Source organism: Clostridium putrefaciens (genome assembly GCF_900461105.1).
GTDB lineage: Bacteria > Bacillota > Clostridia > Clostridiales > Clostridiaceae > Clostridium_L > Clostridium_L putrefaciens.
On record NZ_UFWZ01000001.1, the window covers coordinates 755,042 to 773,890 of the forward strand.

Genomic DNA, 18,849 nt, shown 5'->3' on the forward strand with positions numbered 1-18,849 from the left:
TCAGAGGTAATCCCATATAAAGGGAGCATCTCTGAGGTGCTGTAAGTTTATTGAAGCCTTGTTATTATATTTTCATAAATAGCGTCAATTTCTTTAAAGTTCATACTATTTATATAAATGTCTTCTAAGGTATTTCTAATGACTTTAACTTCAGATAGTATATTTAAAGCTTTTGATAAAAGTGAATAAAAAAGATCTTCGCTATATTTTATTTCAGATTCGTATTTATTTAAGATATCTTTATTAAAAATTGTATTCATGTCTATTTGTAATTCCACATCAGTTAAGTTTTCTTTGAAATGTTCCTTATTTATTTCATTACAAGTTAGTAGTGCAATAGATAAGTCAGGAATTAGTATGTGCTCTAATCTTTCAGGTATAAAAGGGTCATGAAAGGCTTCTACATAAAGTCCCCTTTTAATTGCCTCTTCATAAATATACTTCAAAATATCCCTACTCCCTGTACCAGCACCACCATTTAAGACATAAACAGTTCTATATCCCTTGTAAAGAGTATCAACAAAGGTTTCTATGCCAGTAGGTGTAAATGCAGTGGCAAAAAGATGTCTTGAGGTTCCAACACTAGATACATTCATAGGTAATAACTTATTTTTTAAACCTTCCTTAATTAAATTAAGTTTTGAAACATTCAAAGCAAGTTTATTTAATTCTTCTAAGTCCTCAAATACAACTCTTGAAGCTCTAAGATATTTATAGGCACGATTAAAATAGAGGGACACTTCTTTACTTATATCCATTATCCTTTCTTTTTGTCCTCTTATTTTATCGTTATCTAAGTATTTAGCTAAATCTAATATTTCATCAACAGCACCCGGGGTCTTAGGGTCAATAGAATGTGGGGAGGTACCATCTATCATAGCAACTTTAAGTTCTTTTATAAGGATTCCATCTAGAGAGTCAACGTCTGATGAGCAATGATGGAATTCTACAGAGTATCCTTTTTCTTTAAAGTGATTGCCTACCTTTTTTAACATAAAAGATTTACCTGTACCAGGTCCACCTTTTATACAGATAATTTTGTTAGCTTCCTTTTGAGGTAATATATATTGAAAGTTAGAAAAAAATCCTTCAGAACTATTGCTACCTAAAAACATGTGTCTTTCCAAATCATTTACCATTAAATCACGCTCCTAAATTTAAAATTAATACATATTATGAAAGTTTATTTTATTAGGTTAGTACTTATAGTATAATCAATAGTTAGTTAGTAGATTCTTAAAAATAATAATCATTGAGTAAAAAATTAATTATGTGAGGAGGAATTTTATGGATCAATATAATCTAATAAAAGGTGAGGGTGAGTTACTATGAATATGTTTGTCAAAACCAAAAGGATCTTTAATAAAGAAAATATTAAGGTGGTATGGGCTAAAAGAGATAAAATTGCATCATTTACGTTTTTTTGTTTAATTATAAAATATATTTTATTTCAAGGTATTGTAAATAGTAAAAACTCTTCTAGGTTTAACTTAATTGGAGTCTATTTTACTGTTGGACCTATAATTTCTCATGCCATGTTTTTCTTAATATTTATAAGCATAGGGTTTTTATTAAAGAAAAACAGAGGAATCTACTACATAGTATTACATATGCTTATAACAACTTTATTGCTCCTAGATCTTTTTTATTACAGAAACTATGGAACGTTTTTGTCTTTTTATTTTATTAAAGGTTCAGAAATATTTAATCCTTTAAATCGAAATTTAATTCAGATAAGACCTATTGATATATTATTAGTAATGGATATACCTTTTATTATAAAAAAGTATAATGAAAAGAAGAGAGACAGCCTCTATAAAGGAAGAAATATATTAATGTTTTTAATCATGTTGTCAATTTCTGTTACTAAGATAGGCTGTGACCATTACATTATAGATGTAAAAGATGTAAGTAAGGGTAACATTATGTTCTTTAGAAACTCGTGGTATCCATTTCAGACAATGTCTAACTTATCTCCTATAGGATATCATTTCTTTGATGGTATTAGGCAGTTTAATGATTCAAAATCTATAGAACTGTCTAAAAAGGAAAAAGAGGAAATAAGTAATTGGTATATAGAAAAAGAAAGATTGCTAAATTATAAAAATGAAAATGAAATTTATAAGGGTCAACTTAAAGGGAAAAACTTAATATTTATTCAAGTAGAATCTCTTGAAAATTTTGTTATAGGAGAAAAGGTTCAAGGTCAGGAAATAACTCCTAATTTAAATAGAATGGTTAAAAACTCTTTTTATTTCAATAACATATATGAACAGACTGGCTCTGGAACCAGTGCTGATGGTGACTTAATTAGTAATACATCTATACTACCATTAAAATCTGGTGTAGCTTATATGGATCATGCAGCTAATAAATATAATTCTATGCCATATCTTATGAAGGGGTTAGGATACAACACTATATCTACTCATCCTGAAAAGGGTGGTAACTGGAATTGGATTCATAATCACAAGGCCTTAGGATATGATAAGATCTTTGATGTTAATGATTATAAATTAGATGAGGTAATAGGATCTGGACTTTCAGATGGATCTTTATTTAATCAAATATCAGAAAAAGTTTCAAAAGAAGATATGCCTTTCTTTTTACATATGGCAACACTTACAAGTCATGGACCCTTTGATTTACCAGGGGATAAAAAGGCTTTAAGTTTACCAAGTGAGTTAGATAAAAATGTACTAGGTAAGTTTTTTCAAAGTATTAATTATGTAGATAGGGAAATAGGAAACTTTATGAATACACTTAAAGAGAAGGACATGTTAGATGATACCGTTGTTGTTATTTATGGTGATCATACAGGCGTGCATAAATTTTATGAAGATAAGTTAAAAGGGTTAGATGTAGAAAATGAAAAGTGGTTAGAAAAAGAAATGAAGGTGCCCTTTATTATATATAATGAGAATATTAAGGGCGAAACCTTTAATAATGTAGGTGGGCAGATAGATATTATGCCAACAGTAGCGTATCTTATGGGTGTTCCAGAAGAAGAATTTAATAATTCAGCTATGGGAAGAGTTATGTTTCAAGATAATTGGAATTTTACTGTGTTATTTTCTGGGGAAGTTGTAGGGAATCCACCCTCAGATAAAGAAAAGGATTTAATGCTAAAGGGGCCTTATATTTCTAACAAGATAATAAAAGGAAACTATTTCAAAAAATAAAAAAGAGCTATATTACTTTAGAAATAAATTTTTAAAGTAATATAGCTCTTTAAATATAAATCTTTAAACTTAAGTTAAAATATATATTTAAATTTAAAGTACAGTAAAATCATTATCAATAGTTATTACACAATTATAATAAGGTGATAATCTTTTTACGTCAATACATATCATGTCTATAAGTTCTGTGTCAGTAATTTCTTTTCCTCTTTTGCTAGAGTCTACAACTATATCAAAGATAAGATTTTTATGTTCACCTTCTCCAACAACTCTAAAATCATGCATGGACTTTATTATGTCTATTTTATTTAAGATGTTTTGAAGTTCATCTTGAGTTTTTAATACCTCCTTATCATCTACACAAATAGGATCTGTGTGGATGATTAAATGAATATTAAACTTTTCTGAAACTTCCTTTTCAGCCTTATCTATAATTTCATGTATCTTTACTATAGAAGAGGTACTAGGGACTTCAGCATGAATAGATGCCATACATTTACCCGGACCATAGTTATGAATAATAAGGTCATGGACTCCAGATATTTCATCATAAGATAAAACACCTTCTTTTATGTTACTTGCTAATTTTTCATCAGGTGATTCACCAAGAAGAGGACTTAGTGTATCTTTTATTAGCGAATATCCTGAATATAAGATAATTAAAGATACTATTATACCTATGTAACCATCTATTGGGAACCTGATCCAATTAGAAAGTAGTAGAGATAAAGCAACTGTACTAGAAGTAACTACATCTCCTAAAGCATCTATAGATGAAGCTTTTAAAGCAGATGAATTAATTCTATTTCCTATAAGTTTATTAAATTTACTTAGCCATACTTTAAAAAGTATAGATATAAGTAGCAATATGAATGGTATAGTTTCAAAGCTTACCACTTCAGGATTCATAATTCTTTGGAAAGAAGATTTAATAAATTGAACACCAACCATCATCACCATAAAGGCTACTATAAGGCCGGATATGTATTCAAGTCTACCATGGCCAAAAGGATGCTCCTCGTCAGCAGGTAAACTAGATAATTTAAATCCAAGTATAGTAATTAATGAAGAAGCTGCATCAGATAAGTTATTAAAAGCATCTGCTGTGACAGCTATACTTCCAACTATAAGTCCTATAGATAATTTTATTGCAAATAGCAAAGAATTAATTATTATGCCGACAATGCCGCCAAGAAAACCATAAGAATTCCTTACATTTTCCTCTTCAACATTTTTATAATTCTTAACAAACCTTTTTACAAGAAAATTTGATATCATAAATACACTTCCTTATTTCTTTGTCATTAGCTTTAAATTATACCATAGGATTTATTAAGAATCTATAGATTTTGATTATCAAATGATAATGAAATTTGGGCGTATATAGTTATCATAAGTCTTTAGAAGTTATAATGAAGGAATACATTAGAGGAAAATATTATATAAATGCAAGGCATACTAATAATATTTATGTTAAAATAATAATGGAAGTTAAGAGGGGGTAATATTATGGAAAAAAATATTGAATTAGCAAATGAATTAATAGATTTTATCTATGAGAGTCCTACAGCTTTTCATGCAGTTAGCACTGTAAAATCAATATTAAAACAAGAAGGCTTTACAGAAGTTTTAGACACGGAAAAATGGAATCTTAAAAAAGGTGGAAAGTATTTCACAACTCAAAATGATTCAGCTCTTATTGCGTTTGTAATAGGAGAAGGCGAGATTGAAAGTAATGGATTTAAACTAATAGGTGCGCATACAGATTCACCTTCATTTAGAATAAAGCCATTTCCAGAAATGACTTCTGAAAATACTTATGTAAGATTAAATACAGAGGTTTATGGTGGACCAATACTTAATACTTGGCTTGATAGACCTCTTTCTATAGCAGGTAGAGTTACTTTAAGAGGAAATAATACACTTTTCCCAGAAACAAGACTCTTGAATATAAATAAACCAATACTTATAATTCCTAACATAGCAATACACATGAATAGAGAAGTAAATCAAGGAGTGGAACTAAATAAACAAAAAGATACCATTCCACTATTGTCACTTGTAAATGAAAGCCTTCAAAAAGATAAGTATTTAATAAATACTATAGCATCAGAGCTTTCTGTAAATGTAAGTGATATATTAGACTTTGATTTATTCCTTTACGAATATGAAAAAGGAAGCGTTATAGGGCTAAATGAAGAGTTTATATCCTCACCAAGGCTAGATGACCTTGCTATGGTTCATGCAGGGATAAAGGCGCTTATAAATACAAAGGTTAATATGGCTACAAATGTTATGGTGTGCTTCGACAATGAAGAGGTAGGGAGCTCTACAAAACAAGGAGCAGATTCTAATCTATTAAGTAATATTTTAGAAAGAATAGCTTTAAGTTTTAATAAAGGTAGAGAAGATTTCTTTAGAGCACTTTCAAAATCCTTTATGATATCAGCAGACTTAGCTCATGCCGTGCATCCAAATGCAGGTGAAAAGCATGATCCTGTAAATAGACCTGTTATAAATAAAGGACCAGTTATAAAGATAAGTGCAAATCAAAGCTATACCTCAGATAGTAATTCTATAGCGGTATATGAGGAAATTTGTAACAATGTAGGAGTACCTGTACAAAAGTTTGTAAATAGATCAGACTTAAGAGGTGGATCTACTATAGGACCTATATCATCTACACATCTTCATATAAGATCTGTAGATATTGGAACACCAATACTTGCAATGCACTCTATAAGAGAGCTTGGTGGAATAGAAGATCAAAGGTCTATAACTAAATCATTTGAAGAATTTTATAGGATTTAAATAATTTATAAAAGGTTTTATTAAGAATAGAGTTTTAAGGATACCAGAAAAGAAATTTACTGGTATCCTTATTTTTGTATTTTTATCTATAATTTTATGTGAATAGGTTAATACTAAAAGGGCATGTTACAAATATGGAAATAAGCGAGCAAAAGGAGTGGGATATTATGACGTATATATTTTTAGCTGTAGGTTTATTATTAGCGATACTATTCACATATGGAGTAATCTTTAAAAAAGGCAGTGAAAATGGTAAAGATATAATTCGTGATGCAAATAGCAAAGAGGATTTTAATTATAAAGATATTGATGAGCTAGCATCTCTTATTGCTAATAATAAGATAATTCCAAATAAAAGAATTAAAGAAAAAAGGTTAATGAGTAAATTACATGAAGACTATAAAAACATAATAAAGAATTATGAAATATTAAAAGAAAATGAAAAAACACAAAAGGATTTAACAGGGGCAGCGGAATGGCTTTTAGATAACATATATGTAATAGAAAAGGAATATGAGACTATAAGATATAATATTCCTAAAGATTACTGTAAGTATATGCCAATAGTTGAAAATAAGATTTGTGATAGAAATCTTAGAGTATACTATATGACTAAAACCTTTGTTAACTACTTTGACAATAGTGTAGATAAGGATAATATAGAAGACTTTCTAACAAGTTATGAAAGTTACAATCATCTTTCTATTGGAGAGTTATGGTCTTTTCCTTTAATGCTTAGGATGGTACTTATAGAATCTATAAGTAAGAATTCATCTATAATTAATAAAATTTATAATGAAAGAAAAAGAGCAGATATTATAATAGATAAATTAGTTTTAGCTTATACAGAGGATAGCTTAAAGGAGTATCTTAAGATACTAAAGGATAAAGATATACCCTATAGTGATACCTTCATAAATAAGCTTATGAAATCTGTTGAAGATAATGGTTTACAACAAGAAGAAATATATTTGTGGATTGAAGATAAGTACGGTGTTTCAAAAGAAGATATGGGTTTAATAAATAGAAGAGAAAGCATAGAGGAAGCTAATTTAAAATCCTTTATGGAAAATGCAATAACATCTTTAAAAAACATAGAATCTAAAGATTGGAGAGATATATTTGAAAAGATAAGTTATGTAGAAAAGACACTTTCAAAGGATCCTCTACATGTATATACATCTATGGACTTTAGTTCACGAGATTACTACAGACATGAATTAGAAAAGATTGCAAGAAAGGTTAAGGTAGAGGAAAGTAAGGTAGTAGATAAGGTATTAGAGCTAAGTGAGAAAGAGAACCTACAATTAAAAGAAGTAAAAGATAAAGAAATTTATAAATGTCATGTGGGATATTACATAATAGATAAGGGGTCAAGAGAACTTCAAGAATGTTTTATAAATAAAAATAGTACAATTAATAAATTATCATCATTTTTAGTAATGAATAAATTTACTTTTTATATTTCTTTTATAATATCCATGATAGCAATTTTTGAGTATTTAATTTTACATAACTTTAGGCTTAAGGATTTAGATATTAAAATATATAAGTATGTACTAGGATTTATAGCTCTTATAATACCTTTAAGTGAAATTGTTATATCTATTTTTCATTGGATTATAATTAAATATACTTCTCCAAAGTTTGTACCAAAGATAGAATTCAAAAAAAGTATTCCAAAAGAATATAAAACTATGGTAGTAATACCTACATTGATAAACAACGAAAATAGAGGTGCTGATATCATAAAAGACTTAGAAGTATACTACCTTGCAAGCAGAATGGAAGGAATTTGTTTTGGGGTGTTAGGAGACTTTAAAGATTCCAAAACAAAAGAAGCGCCAGAGGACAATATAATAGTAGAAACTATGCTAAAAGACATAAAAAGGTTAAATAAAAAGTATTCAAAAGGGGAAGATATATTCTATTTTTTAAATAGATATAGACAGTATAATGAAAAAGAGGATGCATTTATAGGATGGGAGAGAAAAAGAGGAAAACTTATGGAGTTTAATTCTTTATTAAGAGGGGATGAAAATACTAGTTATGATGTAATAAGTGGCGATATATGTAAGCTTCAAGAAATAAAATATGTAATAACCTTAGATGCAGATACTAAATTACCAATGGGAACAGCTAGAGGACTAATTGGTGCTATGGCCCATGTATTAAACAAGCCTCATGTAGATGAAAAGTTAAAAAAGGTAGTACGTGGATATGGTTTAATGCAGCCAAGGATTACAGTTGGTATAGAGGATTCAAATAAGACCCTTTTCTCTAAGATATTTTCTGGGGAAACTGGTATAGATACTTACACAACAGCTGTGTCTGATGTATATCAAGATTTATTTTATGAAGGCATATTTACAGGTAAGGGTATATACGATGTAGATGTATTTAATGAAATGTTAATGAGTGCTATTCCTGAAAATGCTGTACTAAGTCATGATCTTTTAGAGGGAAGCTATGTAAGATGTGCCCTAGTAACAGATTTACAGCTAGTAGATGGTTACCCTGCATATTATAACTCTAGTATATTAAGACTTCATAGATGGGCAAGAGGTGACTTTCAATTGCTACCTTGGATATATAAAAAATCTCCAATTAACTCTTTATCAAGGTGGAAGATTATAGATAACTTAAGGCGAAGTTTAATCGCACCATCTATTATTATATTGTTTTTATATGCGCTGACACTAGAACCTGGAGGTTATGGTGTAGGCACTGCTGTTGGAATTACATCTATGATATGTCCTATACTATTTAATATAACTGATATTGCAATAGCGCCTTTAAAAAGCATAAGTATTTTTACGTACACTAACTCTTTTAAAATAATAATAAAGCAAGTAGTTTTAATGTTCGCATTTATACCATATCAGGGATACATCATGATAGATGCAATGGTTAGAACGTTATATAGATTGTTTATTAGTAAAAAGAACTTACTTCAATGGAGAACAGCTGAAGATGTTGAATCAAAGGGTTTAACTAGACTTATAGATTACCTTCAATCTATGGCTATAGGAAGTATAATTGGTGTGCTAATACTTTATTTATCCTATATAAATAGCAATGAATCATTTTATATTTATATAGTTCCAAGCCTTTTGTGGATATTGAGCCCAGTTATAGCCTACTATATAAGCAAAGAAATCAGTGTAGATACTAAAAGTTTTAAGAAGGAAGAAATAGACTTATTAAAAGATATATCAAGAAGAACCTGGGCATATTTTGAAGATTTTATTGATGAGGAGAGTACTTGGCTCGCTCCAGATAACTTTCAGGAAGAACCATTAAAGGGATTAGCTTGCAGAACATCACCTACTAATATAGGAATGATATTTACTTCTAATATATCAGCTTATGACTTGGGGTATATTGGTATAGAAGAGGTAGTAAGTAGGATGGATAAATCTATACATTCAGTAATGGACTTAGAAAAGTATCATGGGCATCTTTATAATTGGTATGATACTGAAACATCAAAAGCTTTGTATCCAAGGTATGTGTCTACAGTAGATAGTGGAAATCTTGTAGCTTGTCTTTGGATAGTGCCAGAAACACTTAAAGAATACCTAAAAACTCCACTTATAAATAAAAGTTCTATGAAGGGATTAGAAGATACTATAAAATTATTACTAGAAGAGATAGGAAAAGAAAACATATACTTTGATAAAAACTTAGATTTCACTTCATATAAATCAGTAAAAGATTATAAAAATAAGCTTAGAGCTATAAGAGATGGTTGCTTTCATATTGAAAAAGAAGAAAAAGATACCTATTATTGGAATAAGAAACTAAAATCTATGGTAAATAAAAGACTTAAAGAATTACAAAATTTATTACCTTTTCTTGAAACAGCAATGGAGGATGGGGGGGATTTTAGCAATCAGTTAATGGATATAGTTATGAATACTAACCTAGAAGATTTACAAGATAGATTAAATGATTTTAAAAGTATAGGTGAATGCTCTTTTGAGTTAGAAATTCTTATTGAAAATAGTATAAAAGAAATATATAGATTTATAAATAAAATCAAAATATTAATTTTAAACTGTGAAAAGTTAATTAAAGAAACAGATTTTAAGATGTTATATGATGAAAGTGCTGGATTATTTTATATTGGGTATAACCTAGAAGAAGAAAGGTATAGTAATTCTTACTATGATCTTTTAGCATCAGAGTCTAGGATAGCTAGCTATATAGCCATTGCAAAAGGAGATATAGAATATAAACATTGGTTTAACCTTGGGAGATCTTTAAGGAAAATTGAAAGAAACAAGGTGCTAATGTCTTGGAGCGGTACTATGTTTGAATATTTAATGCCACTACTTTTAATGAAGTCGTATTCTAATACCTTATTAGAGGAAACTTATAAGGGGATAGTAGATGCTCAAAAGGCCTATGCAAAAGAACTTAATATTCCTTTTGGGATATCAGAGTCTGCTTACTTTAAACTGGATTTAGATGAGAACTTTCAGTATAAGGCTTTTGGGGTACCGAGTGTTGGGCTTAAAAGAGGAATTGAAGATGATATTGTAATATCACCATACTCAACTGTAATGGCCCTTATGGTAGATTTTAAAGCATCTATTAATAATATTAAACATTTAATAGGTATAGGTATGCTAGGTAAATATGGATTATATGAAGCTTTAGATTATACAAAAGAAAGAGTTCCAAAAGGAAAGAATAAAGCTTTAGTAAAGTCATATATGGTTCATCATCAAGGAATGAGTTTTATGGCCTTAAATAATATAATAAATAAAGATGTGCTAAAAAACAGATTTCATAATATTCCGGAGGTTAAGTCTATAGAGTTATTACTGCAAGAAAAACCAATAAATAGAATAGTGTTTAGTAGAAAGATAGATCCTTCATATTCAAAGAAAGAAGCTTATGAAAAGAATATGTTAATAAGAAGACATAGTGATGCAAATACAAAATTCCCTGAAGTTCAAGTACTATCTAATGGAGACTATTCTTTAATGATAACTAATGATGGTAGCGGATATGGTAAAGAGAAGGATATGATGTTATATAGATGGAGAGAAGATCCTACAACTTCTATAGGTGGTCAGTATTTTTATATTAAAAATCTAAACTCTAACGAATTTTGGAGTGCTACCTATGAACCCTGCAAACATGAAGGGGAAGGATATGAGTCTATATTTTCACTAGATAAGGCTCAGTATAGAAGAAAAGATGGAAATATCTTAACTAAACTAGATGTTAGTATTGCAAGTTATGATAATACAGAAATAAGGAAGTTAACTATAACAAATAATAGTGATAGTACTAGGTATATAGAAGTAACAAGTTATATGGAAGTAACACTTTCAACCTATGAAGCAGATGTAGCTCATCCATCCTTTAGTAATTTATTTATAAATACTGAATATATAGAAGAAAATCAATGCATTTTAGCAAGTAGAAGACCTAGAAGTAAGAAGGAAAAAAGAAAATACCTAGCAAATAAGATTATTTCAAAGGGTGATACAGTAGGAGCATTACAATATGAAACAAATAGGCTGAATTTTATAGGAAGGAATAGAAATCTTTCTAATCCTTATACAATGGAAAATGAAGTACCTTTAAAAAACACAGTAGGATATGTATTAGATCCTATAATAAGTTTAAGAAGGTTGTTTAAAATTAAGAAAGGTCAAAGTGTACAAATAGCATTTATAACTTCTGTAAGTGATAATAGAGAGGATATTTTAGATGTAATAAATAGATATGAAACTATAAAAGATATTGATAGGGCTTTTAACATATCTAATAATGAGGTTAAAAGTGAACTAAAGCAACTTGGAATAACATCAAATCAAGCAAACTTATATCAAATACTTGCATCTAAAATAATATTTCTAAATGACTCAAAAAGGGAAAGAGAAGAATATCTAAAAGATATAAAAAGAAGTCAAAAGAATCTCTGGAGTTATGGTATATCAGGTGACTATCCTATAGTTTTAGTGAAGGTTTCTAAAAACAAAGATTTAGAGTTAGTAACACAGGTACTTATGGCTTACAAATACTTAAATAAAAAAGCTGTAAATTTTGATTGTATAATACTTAATGAAGAAGATTCATCTTATGATGAACCATTGCAAAAGGAGATAAAAGAGATTATAGGAAAGCTTGGACTTACTAACAAAGAAGAAAAGAGAGCTGGAATATTTGTTAAAGTTAAGCACGGTATGGAAAGAGAAGATATAAATCTTATACTAGGTATTGCAAGATTTGTCTTTTATGGAGAATGTGGTAATTTCAATAGCAATATTAAAAATAAGATAGAAAATAAAATAGAAGATAAATCACCGCAATTAATTGATAATATTGCGTTTAAACCAAAAAGTAATGCAGTAAGTTTTATTAGAAACTATGATTATAATAATAAAGTAATAGTAAATTCTAATAGCGATTCTAAAGATGATTATAATAGGTCTTGGAATAGAGAAATTGAAGGAATTAAAAACTTAAAGTGGATAAATGATAGTTTTTCTTTAGAGTTTAGCTTAGAGATAAGTAAATCTTACGAAGTAGAGGCAAAAGATGAAGCAAAGCGAAAAGACCCTTTTGATACATCTGAGTTGTTATTTTTTAATGGAATTGGAGGATTTCATCCTAAAATAAATAGTTATATAATATGCCTAAAAGCCTATAACAATACTCCAGCGCCGTGGATAAATATATTATCTAATAAGGAATTTGGATGTTTTATTTCAGAAAGCGGATCTGCACATACTTGGAATAAAAACAGTAGAGAAAATAAAATTACACCCTGGAGTAATGATAGTGTAATAGATCCAGCAGGAGAGGCCTTTTTACTAAGAGACGATGATGATGGGGACTTTTGGAGCATAACTCCAGGACCTGTAAGAGATTCAGGTGAATATATAATAGAACATGGTTTTGGATATAGCAAGTTTACACATAGTGCATATGATGTAGATGGTAATTATACAGTTTTTGTTGATAAAGATAATCCCATAAAGTATATTATTGTAACATTAAAAAACACTAGTAATAAAACAAAAAATATATCTAATTTTTATTACTCTAGAATGGTGTTAGGGGAATCCATAGAAAAAAGTAGCCAGTATGTATATACAAATATAGAAGAAGACTTTATTTGGGCAAGTAATCCTTATAGTGAGCATTTTGGAAAGCTTAAGACATTTCTAAAGATTATAGGTGGAGATAATATAAGTTTTACTGGAAATAGAAGAGAATTTATTGGTAAAGGTGGAGCCATAGAGTACCCTTTAGCTATGAAAAAGGAGGATCTTTCAAATACTTCAGGTGCAGGATTTGATCCTTGTTTGAGTCAGTGTAGTAAGATTAAGTTAAATCCGCTAGAAGAAAAGACTATAGTTATAGCATTAGGTCAGCTAGAAGATATAGATTCTATAAAGAATATATTACTCGATATATCAGATACAAAAGAAGTTGAAAAAAGGCTAGATGAAACTAAATTATACTGGGAAGAAACTTTAGGAAAGATTAAGGTAGAAACTCCAGATAAGAGTATGGATATAATGTTAAATGGGTGGCTTATGTATCAAACTTTATGTTGTAGATATTGGGCAAGAACTGCATTCTATCAATCAGGAGGAGCTTATGGATTTAGAGATCAGCTCCAAGATTCTATGGCTATAGGACTTGTAGATGAAAATATAACAAGAGATCAGATTATTCGAAGTGCTGGAAGGCAATATATAGAAGGGGATGTACAACATTGGTGGCATCCAGTTATTAACAGTGGTATACGTACAAGGTTTAGTGATGATTTACTTTGGCTACCATTTGTAACAGCAGATTATATTAATCATACAGGGGACATATCTATTTTAGATGAAAATGTACCCTACTTAAAAGATGAACCTCTAAAAGAAGGAGAAGATGAAAGATATAATATAGTTATGAACTGTGATAAGCAGGGAAGCATATATGAACACTGTTTAAAGGCTATAGATAAGGGGCTAAACTTTGGACCACACAATATACCCTTAATAGGTAGTGGCGATTGGAATGATGGATTTAGCACTGTAGGAAACAAGGGTACAGGAGAAAGTGTTTGGCTTGGTTGGTTTTTATATTATATATTAGAAGCATTTATTGAAATATGTAATATGAAAAAGGACGAAGATACTAAGAATAAATATTATGAGACTAAAGAATTTATTAGAGAAAACTTAGAAAAGAATGCTTGGGATGGTGCTTGGTATAGAAGAGCTTATTTTGATGACGGCACTCCTCTTGGATCCATAGAAAATAGTGAGTGTACCATAGACTCTATATCACAAAGCTGGGCTGTTATTTCAGGGGCAGCAGATATAAAAAGGGCAAAAAAGGCTATGAATTCCGTAGAAAAAAACCTTATAAAGAAAGATAAAGGTATGATAGTATTGCTATCTCCACCTTTTAACAAATCAAGCTTAGAACCAGGATACATCAAAGGTTACATACCAGGAGTTAGAGAAAATGGAGGCCAATATACCCATGCAGCAGTTTGGGTTATACTAGCTATGTGTAAATTAAATTACAATAGTGAAGCTTTAAAGCTATTTAATATGATAAATCCTATAAATCACACATCATCTATAACTGATATAGAAAGATATAAGGCAGAACCCTATGTTATGACAGCAGATATATATTCCTTAGAACCTTATGAAGGCAGAGGTGGATGGAGCTGGTATACAGGAGCTTCTGGGTGGATGTATAAAACAGCAGTAGAAGATATACTAGGATTAAAAATAATAAAAGGAAGAGGGTTTATTATTAAACCTTGTGTACCTATAGAGTGGAATGAATATAAAATCACATATAAAAAAGATAAAGGAATTTACAATATAACTGTAAAAAGAGATGAAGAAAAAAGGGTATTAATAGATGATGTTATATCAGAAGATGGATTTATAAACTTTAAAGAAGGAGAACAAAATATAGTAGTATATATATAATGTATGTAATAAAACTATATAAAAAGAAAAATATTATATGAATTAAATCTAAAAAAAGGTTATCGTATTTACGATAACCTTTTTTCTTTACTATGCTACATGATATAACGCTAGCACGGCAATCAATTTATGGCTGATCTCTTGAGGTATAGTCGAATTCCATCCAAGCTATATTGTTACAAACAATAGGATCTTCAACAGGATCTGGAAGTTTAGAACAACTTTCTTTATTTTCGTTAGAACAGGATTTTAAATCTTTAGAAGATTGTTCTAAATAACCTCTTTCCAATGGAAGATAGGGAACTTTAGATTTTTTACTCATAATCTATCACCTCTGTACTTAGTATGTGGAATATTTCTAAAATAATAATACAAAGAAGATGGAAATGTTAAATAAAAAAGGTAGCTGATGTAAAAGTTATATGAATACTTAAAGAATTACCTTAGGAATACTTTATTAATATTAAATATCATGTATAATTGAAAGTATAAATAATTATTAATTAAGGAGGTAGTTTAAATGGCAAAGTTACATCAAATTTATAAATGTAATGTGTGTGGAAATATTGTTGAAATGGTTCATGCATCAGCAGGTGAATTAGTCTGTTGTGGAGAACCTATGAAGCTTATGGAAGAAAATACTGTAGATGCAGCAAAAGAAAAGCATGTACCAGTAGTTGAAAAAGATGGAGATATTGTAACTGTTAAAGTTGGATCTGTAGAGCACCCAATGGAGGATAAGCACTACATAGAGTGGATAGAGATCATAACAGAAAACAAAGTATATAGAAAACACTTAAAACCAGGTGAAAAGCCAGAAGCAACTTTCAAGGTATGTGGAGAAATAGTATCTGTAAGAGAATATTGTAATCTTCATGGATTATGGAAAGCTTAGATTAAATAATTAATAAAAATACCCCTTAAAATATAATTTTAAGGGGTATTTTTATTTGCTTTAGAAAAGGATTAGTTGTCAGCCTTACCTACATCTGATAGTATAAGTCCTTTATTATGATCCAAGGCCCAATTTATACCCCAATCATTTTGGAATATAAGGATCTGTCTATCCTTTAAATCTACTACCCTTTTGGTATCGCTAGTTAAGTTAAGACTATCCATATCTAAATCTTTATTTTCTATCCATCTAACAAATCTATAAGCTAGTCTATCCATTTTAATTTGAACATTATATTCATGGTTAAGTCTATATTCTAGAACTTCAAATTGTAGAACACCAACTACACCTACAATTATTTCCTCCATACCTATAAACAGTTCTTTAAATACTTGAATAGCGCCTTCTTGAGCTATTTGAGTTATACCTTTTACGAATTGCTTTCTCTTCATTGAATCAACAGGTCTTATTCTTGCAAAGAATTCAGGGGCAAAAGTAGGTATTCCTTCAAATTTAAATTTGTTATTTGCCTTACAAAGAGTATCTCCGATACTAAATATACCTGGGTCAAATACACCTATTATATCTCCTGAAAATGCTTCTTCAACAACTTCTCTATCTTGAGCTAAAAATTGTTGAGGCTGAGATAATTTTATTTTATTATTACCTTGCACATGAAATATTTCCATGCCCTTTTTAAACTGACCAGAGCATATTCTCATAAATGCAACTCTATCTCTGTGAGCAGGATTCATATTTGCTTGGATTTTAAATATAAAAGCTGAAAAGTCCTCTGAGAAGGAATCTATTTCTCCTACATTTGAATTTCTTGATAAAGGTGGAGAAGTTAATTCTAAAAAGTTTTTGATAAATGGCTCAATACCAAAGTTCGTAATAGCACTACCAAAGAAAACAGGGGATAACTCTCCTTTTTTTACCTTTTCTATATCAAATTCATCTCCAGCAATATCTAAAAGTTCGATGTCTTCTATTAATTTATCATGAAGGTTTTTACCTAAAAGATCATTAAATATATCATCTTCTATACTTTCCTTTACTGATTCAACTCTAGTTTGACCATGGTTTTTGCTACCATTAAAAACTTGTATAGTATTAGTGCCTCTTTCATAAACTCCTTTAAAGTCATGACCTGAACCTATAGGCCAGTTCATAGGATAAGATTTTATTCCAAGTTCATTTTCAAGTTCTTCTAGAAGCTCAAAAGGATCTCTAGTTTCTCTATCCATTTTATTTATGAAGGTGAATATTGGAATATTTCTTAGGGAGCAAACATTGAAGAGCTTTCTTGTTTGTTCTTCAACACCTTTTGCACCATCAATTACCATTACTGCGCTATCAGCAGCCATCAAAGTTCTATAAGTATCTTCACTAAAGTCTTGGTGACCAGGTGTATCTAATATATTTATACAGTATCCATCATAATTAAATTGCATTACAGATGAAGTTACTGAAATACCCCTTTGCTTTTCTATCTCCATCCAATCTGAAGTTGCATGTTTTGATGCCTTTCTGGCTTTAACGGAACCAGCAAGTCTTATGGCTCCACCATATAATAGTAGTTTTTCTGTAAGTGTAGTCTTACCAGCATCTGGGTGAGAGATTATGGCAAAGGTTCGTCTTTTTTCTATTTCTTCTTTAAGATTCACTATAAAATCCTCCTTATATTTTCAAGGATTATACCCTAGACCATTTAAGGTTAAGGTTTTAATTCTAAACACAGTAATTATAACAGTTAAAAAAGAAATTTTCAATAATAGTAAATAACATAGCCCACTAAATATTTAATATAAAGTTATTAGATATTTAGTGGGCTTATATTTATATTTCATGTTTTAATTTAGTTAACAATGTTATCTAGGAATTAAACCTATTTTCTTTTGCATCTTTCTTAAGGTTTTATTAGCTACATAGTTAGCTTTTTCTGCACCTTTTTTATATATATCTTCGAGATAAGTTTTGTTACTTAGTAATTCATTTATTTTAGTTTGAATAGGTGAAAGCTCAGTGATTATAGCTTCAGCAACATCCTTTTTTAATTCTGAATAGCCAAGGCCTTCATAGTTTTTAACTATGTCTTTAGGAGAAATGCCTTTTATAGAACTTAGTATATTTATTAAATTTTTAACCCCAGGTTGATCATCAGAGTAATTAACTATTCCAATACTATCTGTTACAGTTCTACTTATCTTTTTCCTAATAACTTCAACAGGATCCATTATTAAAATATACCCATTAGGATTATCCTCAGATTTGGACATCTTTTTAGTGGGGTCTTGAAGATCCATTATTTTTGCTGCAGATGTAGGAATATATGCATCGGGTATAGTAAAAGTAGGGCTATATAAATTATTAAACCTTTCGCCGATATCTCTTGCAAGTTCTAAGTGTTGCTTTTGATCTATACCAACTGGAACTAAATCTGCATTATATAAAAGTATGTCTGATGACATAAGGATTGGGTAATTAAAAAGTCCAGCCCCTATAGACTCACCATACTTTTGAGACTTATCTTTAAATTGAGTCATACGGCCAAGTTCACCCATGTAACTAGAACAGGTTAGTAGCCACGAGGCTTCGGAGTGAGCAGGAACATGAGACTGTATAAAAAGGGTGTTTTTTTCTGGATCTATGCCTGAGGATATATATATAGATAAGATTTCTAAAGTTCTTCGTCTAAGATCCTTAGGATCTTGTCTTACAGTAATTGCATGTAGATCTGCCACACAAAAATAGCAATCATACTGATCTTGAAGCTTTACCCAGTTTTTTATAGCTCCCAAATAATTACCAAGTGTTAAATCTCCAGAGGGTTTTATTCCACTGAATATAATCTTTTTTGTATCTTCCATAAGTTACACTTCCTTTAAGTTTTATAGATTATTATATTTAGTACATTAGAAAAACTTATAATGTATCTAAATATAGAATGGCTAGTTTTTAGAATATATATTTGTATATAAAAAGT

General features: G+C 29.7%; 9 protein-coding genes. 4 read left to right on the plus strand and 5 right to left on the minus strand.

Annotated features, from left to right (window positions below; all coding sequences use genetic code 11):
- Positions 1 to 47 precede the first annotated feature (47 nt).
- Positions 48 to 1,139 (minus strand): P-loop domain-containing protein, encoded by a 1,092-nt coding sequence (locus tag DY168_RS03280; protein WP_115640465.1) that lies wholly within the window; start codon positions 1,137 to 1,139, stop codon positions 48 to 50.
- Positions 1,140 to 1,328: 189 nt separating this feature from the next.
- Between DY168_RS03280 and DY168_RS03285 the strand changes: the two genes are divergently transcribed.
- Positions 1,329 to 3,182 (plus strand): LTA synthase family protein, encoded by a 1,854-nt coding sequence (locus tag DY168_RS03285; RefSeq protein WP_115640466.1) that lies wholly within the window; start codon positions 1,329 to 1,331, stop codon positions 3,180 to 3,182.
- A gap of 93 nt (positions 3,183 to 3,275) precedes the next feature.
- Here DY168_RS03285 and DY168_RS03290 read toward each other — a convergent pair whose 3' ends face one another.
- A complete protein-coding gene (locus DY168_RS03290) occupies positions 3,276 to 4,460 on the minus strand; it encodes a cation diffusion facilitator family transporter (protein WP_115640467.1) in 1,185 nt (394 codons plus the stop codon).
- 231 nt (positions 4,461 to 4,691) lie between these two features.
- Here DY168_RS03290 and DY168_RS03295 point away from each other — a divergent pair, with 231 nt between their 5' ends.
- Complete coding sequence (locus DY168_RS03295; RefSeq protein ID WP_115640468.1) at positions 4,692 to 5,993, plus strand: M18 family aminopeptidase; 1,302 nt, start codon at positions 4,692 to 4,694, stop codon at positions 5,991 to 5,993.
- A gap of 167 nt (positions 5,994 to 6,160) precedes the next feature.
- Complete coding sequence (locus DY168_RS03300) at positions 6,161 to 14,968, plus strand: GH36-type glycosyl hydrolase domain-containing protein (RefSeq protein WP_172556255.1); 8,808 nt, start codon at positions 6,161 to 6,163, stop codon at positions 14,966 to 14,968.
- A 127-nt stretch (positions 14,969 to 15,095) separates the two neighbouring features.
- Here the strand turns inward: DY168_RS03300 and DY168_RS03305 are convergent, their stop codons facing one another.
- Positions 15,096 to 15,290, minus strand: a complete 195-nt coding sequence (locus DY168_RS03305; protein WP_115640470.1) for a hypothetical protein — start codon at positions 15,288 to 15,290, stop codon at positions 15,096 to 15,098.
- Positions 15,291 to 15,488: 198 nt separating this feature from the next.
- Between DY168_RS03305 and DY168_RS03310 the strand changes: the two genes are divergently transcribed.
- Positions 15,489 to 15,863, plus strand: a complete 375-nt coding sequence (locus tag DY168_RS03310; RefSeq protein WP_115640471.1) for a desulfoferrodoxin — start codon at positions 15,489 to 15,491, stop codon at positions 15,861 to 15,863.
- A 71-nt stretch (positions 15,864 to 15,934) separates the two neighbouring features.
- Here DY168_RS03310 and DY168_RS03315 read toward each other — a convergent pair whose 3' ends face one another.
- Together DY168_RS03315 and trpS are read right to left on the minus strand one after the other, a co-directional pair.
- Positions 15,935 to 17,530: a peptide chain release factor 3 gene (locus DY168_RS03315; protein ID WP_423237224.1), complete on the minus strand. Its 1,596-nt coding sequence runs from the start codon at positions 17,528 to 17,530 to the stop codon at positions 15,935 to 15,937.
- A gap of 204 nt (positions 17,531 to 17,734) precedes the next feature.
- Positions 17,735 to 18,733 (minus strand): tryptophan--tRNA ligase, encoded by a 999-nt coding sequence (gene trpS / locus DY168_RS03320; RefSeq protein WP_115640473.1) that lies wholly within the window; start codon positions 18,731 to 18,733, stop codon positions 17,735 to 17,737.
- Positions 18,734 to 18,849: the final 116 nt, after the last annotated feature.

Coding starts and splice junctions, on each gene's coding strand:
- DY168_RS03280 (WP_115640465.1), bottom strand. CDS start 1,139: ATGGTAAATGATTTGGAAAGACACATGTTTTTAGGTAGCAATAGTTCT.
- DY168_RS03285 (WP_115640466.1), top strand. CDS start 1,329: ATGAATATGTTTGTCAAAACCAAAAGGATCTTTAATAAAGAAAATATT.
- DY168_RS03290 (WP_115640467.1), bottom strand. CDS start 4,460: ATGATATCAAATTTTCTTGTAAAAAGGTTTGTTAAGAATTATAAAAAT.
- DY168_RS03295 (WP_115640468.1), top strand. CDS start 4,692: ATGGAAAAAAATATTGAATTAGCAAATGAATTAATAGATTTTATCTAT.
- DY168_RS03300 (WP_172556255.1), top strand. CDS start 6,161: ATGACGTATATATTTTTAGCTGTAGGTTTATTATTAGCGATACTATTC.
- DY168_RS03305 (WP_115640470.1), bottom strand. CDS start 15,290: ATGAGTAAAAAATCTAAAGTTCCCTATCTTCCATTGGAAAGAGGTTAT.
- DY168_RS03310 (WP_115640471.1), top strand. CDS start 15,489: ATGGCAAAGTTACATCAAATTTATAAATGTAATGTGTGTGGAAATATT.
- trpS (WP_115640473.1), bottom strand. CDS start 18,733: ATGGAAGATACAAAAAAGATTATATTCAGTGGAATAAAACCCTCTGGA.